Origin of the sequence: Actinotalea sp., assembly GCF_041597215.1 — a bacterium.
GTDB lineage: Bacteria > Actinomycetota > Actinomycetes > Actinomycetales > Cellulomonadaceae > Actinotalea.
In genome coordinates, this window is record NZ_JBFHHB010000279.1 from 1 (window position 1) to 3,726 (window position 3,726).

Annotated in this window: 4 protein-coding genes; all 4 read right to left on the reverse strand. The window is 70.3% G+C overall.

Going from position 1 to position 3,726, the window contains the following annotated elements; genetic code table 11:
• Positions 1 to 122 precede the first annotated feature (122 nt).
• Entirely contained in the window at positions 123 to 971 is an 849-nt protein-coding gene (gene rfbD / locus ABWK99_RS14555) for a dTDP-4-dehydrorhamnose reductase (RefSeq protein ID WP_372595420.1), read from the reverse strand.
• A 98-nt stretch (positions 972 to 1,069) separates the two neighbouring features.
• On the reverse strand, positions 1,070 to 2,290 hold the full coding sequence (locus ABWK99_RS14560) for a polysaccharide pyruvyl transferase family protein (RefSeq protein WP_372595421.1): 1,221 nt from the start codon (positions 2,288 to 2,290) through the stop codon (positions 1,070 to 1,072).
• Complete coding sequence (locus ABWK99_RS14565; RefSeq protein WP_372595422.1) at positions 2,287 to 3,237, reverse strand: hypothetical protein; 951 nt, start codon at positions 3,235 to 3,237, stop codon at positions 2,287 to 2,289. The genes ABWK99_RS14560 and ABWK99_RS14565 overlap by 4 nt, the downstream gene beginning before the upstream one ends.
• A partial coding sequence (locus ABWK99_RS14570) for a nitroreductase family protein (RefSeq protein WP_372595423.1) occupies positions 3,227 to 3,726 on the reverse strand: 500 nt, incomplete at its 5' end. The genes ABWK99_RS14570 and ABWK99_RS14565, both read right to left, overlap by 11 nt.

Below are 3,726 nucleotides of genomic sequence, written 5' to 3' on the forward strand. Positions count from 1 at the left end.
GCAGAGGTCCTGGTCAAGTCCGGGTACGGCTCGTACCTCCTGGGGCTGCTCGACCAGGGCCGCTGAGGGCCGCTGAGGCGCACGGGCGCGCCCCGTCCGCCACCCGCGCCTCCGGGGGCCGCTCAGCCCGCGAGAACCGTCGGCGCGGCCTGCTCCCAGCGCGACCGCCAGTCACCGATCGGCTCGACGCCGATCGAGCGCAGCGACTCGTGCCCGAGGACCGAGTACGAGGGGCGCGGCGCCGGCCGGACGAAGGCCTCGCTCGTCGTCGTGCGCACGATCTGCGGGTCGAGCCCGGCCGCCAGGACGGCCGCCTGGGCGAAACCGTGCCAGGAGGTCTGCCCCGACGACGTCCCGTGGTAGGTCCCGGCCGGAGCCTCGGCCGCGACGAGGCGCAGGATCAGGTCGCTGAGGTCGACCGTCCAGGTGGGCTGGCCCACCTGGTCCGCGACGACGTCCAGCCCGCCCTTCTCCGCGGCGACGCGGGCGATGGTCCGCGGGAAGCAGGGCCCGTGCGCGCCGTAGAGCCATGCGGTGCGCACGACGAGGTGGTCGGGGGTGCCGGCGCGGACGGCCCACTCGCCCGCCGCCTTGGTCCGCCCGTAGGCCGATCGCGGGGCGATCGGAGCGTCCTCGGCGTAGGGGGTCCTGGCCTCGCCGTCGAAGACGTAGTCGGTCGAGATCTGCACCAGTCGGGCCCCGGCCGAGCGCGCAGCGGCGGCCAGGTTGGCGGGACCGACCGCGTTGACGGCGAAGGCCGTGCCCTCGTTCTCCTCGGCCGGGTCCACGGCCGTGAAGGCCGCGCAGTTGACGAGCACGTCGAAACCCCGAGCGATGTCCGCGGTCGCCCGGGCGTCGGTGATGTCGACGTCCTCGCGGTCGATGCCCACGGCTTCGTGGCCTCGATCCGCGAGCATCCCCATGAGGTCCGTGCCGAGCATGCCGAGCGCACCTGTCACCAGCCAACGCACACGCTTCTCCTCACCACCCGGGTCCTGAGCCGACGGTCCGTCCGCCGCGACCCCCGGCGAAGTCTACGGACGGGTCGCGGACCGCGAGGCATCCGGCCTCAGGAGCGCGCCACCCGCTCGATGACGTCCACCTGCTCGAGGGCCTTGGCCTTGACCAGCGGGAGCGCGGTACGCAGCTGCTCACGCACGTCGTCCTGCGTCGCGAGGAGCTCGGCGATGCGCTCGGCGAAGACCTCATCGGTGTAGGCGTCGTGGCCCACGGCCCACTCGGCAAGGCCGAACATGTCGAGCACCTCGCGGTACTTGTGGCTCCACCCGATGACGAGCGTCGGGACGCCCATCGCCAGGGAGGACACCATCGCGTGGAAGCGGGAGGCCACGAACACATCGCACCGGCCGATGAGGTAGCGCAGCCCCTGGGAGCTGAGCTCGTCGTCGGGGAAGAGCACCCGCTCGGGTGACGCCACCCCTGCGTAGATCTCCCGGCAGAGCGGCAGGTCGTTGTTGTGCGTCTTCTCGGTGTGCGCCCGGGCGCTGTGGGCGACCAGGAGCACCTTCTTGCCGAGGTCCTGCGTCAGGTGGTCGATCATCCGGCGGACCTCGCCGACGTAGTCGCCCCCTGCGGCCTCGGCCGACTTGCGCAGGACGGCGCTCGGCGAGACACCGACGACCTCACCGTCGTCGAAGAAGCTCATGTCGACCGCCTCGCGGACCGCTGCGGCGTCCTGCTCCGTGACCTCGAGGGTGAACGCCAGGTCGGCACCCGCAGTGACGTTCGTGAGCCCCAGTCCGAGCAGGTGCTCGTGGGTGACGGCACCGCGCGAGACGATCGCGGCCATCCGCGGCAGCAGCGCCTTGGCCGCGAGCCGGTTCACCGGCGTGCGGAAGGGGCCCATCGCCTGGGCGCACTTGACGACCGGCGTCCCGACGAAGAGCGCCGGGAGGATGCTCGCCACGTTGTAGATGAGGAACTTGCCCCGTCCGTCGACGAAGGTGATCCCGCCCTGGTCCAGCAGGACGTCCGCCGTCGCGAGCGCCTTGATCTCCGGGACCGAGTTCTCGATGAGCCGCCGGAGGGGCGGGAGGACGCAGTGCAGCAGCGCCGCGGAGTTGAGCAGGAGCCCGAGCCGCAGCGGCGAGGCGTCGCGCACGGTCATGTTCGGGTACTCGTTCTGCTCGGCGTCCGAGCGGGGGTACATGCTCAGCAGGAGGAACCGGGCCTCGGGGTCGCGGCCGCTGAGCTGCTGGACGGCGCTCTCCAGCATCGCTGCCGCGCCCTTGTTCCCGGACAGTGCCGAGCCGATGATTGCCACCTTCATGACTGTCGTCCTTCCGAGACGTCGCGGAGCTTGAGCGCCCCGTAGAGGAGGGCAAGGACGGCATCGCCGACCGTGCTGTAGAGCCGGGCGAGGAGCGACAGGACGATCGCCTGCTCGATCGGCATGTAGTGCGAGGCGAAGAGAACGATCACGGACTCGCGCACACCGAGGCCGCTCGGCACGAAGACGGCGAGGATACCCACCGCACCTGCAAGGACGTAGGCCGCCGCGAGCGGCAGGTACGCGCTGGACGAGACGTCGAGGAACGAGGCGACGATGAACACGAAGCCGATCCCGTTGAGCACCCGCGGGACGAGGAACGCCAGCTGGTAGCCCAGGGCGTCGAGCGGACGCAGGAAGTACTCGTCGGGCACGTCACGACGCAGGGCCCGCCGCGCCACGAGGTTGACCCCGCCGCGGAAGATCCGGCGGTCCATCACCAGGAGCAGGGGAACGAGGGCGGCGATCGCCGGCAGGAGCGTGGTGACCAGGTCGCCCGATCCGCCGGGGGTCGCCCGGGAGACGAGCAGGATCACCCCGGTGGGGACGATCGACCCGAGCAGGAGGAAGACGTTCTCGTACACGAAGGTGATGACGACCAGCGTGCGCGAGATCCCCCGGTCACCCACCCAGACGACCTTGTTCGCGACCGATCCGACCTGCCCGGGGACGTACTTGAGCAGCCAGGACAAGCACTGCACGCGGATCGCGTCGGTCCGGGTGATCCGCGAGTGGTTGAGCCGGCCGAGCATGTGGCCCCAGAGCAGACCCGAGACGACCACGGCAGCGGAGAAGAGCACGACCGCGCCGACGGACCAGCCGTTGACCTGGATCTCGATCTCCCGGACCGCCGACCAGTTCTCGGCCAGCCCACGGGCGAAGAAGTACCCGACGACAAGGAGGACGACCAGGGTCAGGACGCCCCGGAGCGCCCTCTTACGAGACAACGGGGTTGAACGTACGGATGACGTCGAGGTCCTTCTTCTGGGAGAAGGCGACGAGCCCTGTCGGGTCGGCGTAGCCGACCGCCATCAGCATGATGACGCGCTCGTGCGGCGCGAGGCCGAGGGTCTTGGCCATCTTCGCCTCGAGCGGCTCGAAGTCCGGCCAGTTGATGACCGACGAGCTCAGGCCGAGGGTCTCCAGACCGAGCATGAACGCCATGGAGGCGAGGGAGGCGTCGATGTAGATGACGTGCCGGTCGCGCGGCGAGAAGTAGTCGTCGAGCCGTCCCTTGACCACGATGAGGGTGGGGATCTGCTCGTAGTAGCCGGCCGCCCCGAAGGGGATGCTCCCGACCTTCTTGACGAGCTCAGGGTCGTCGAAGACGAGGAACTCGTAAGGGAGCCGGTTGCACGCCGACGGCGACTGCCGACCGATCGCGAGCGCCCGGTCGATGAGCTCACGATCGACCGGCTTGTCGAGGAACCACCGCA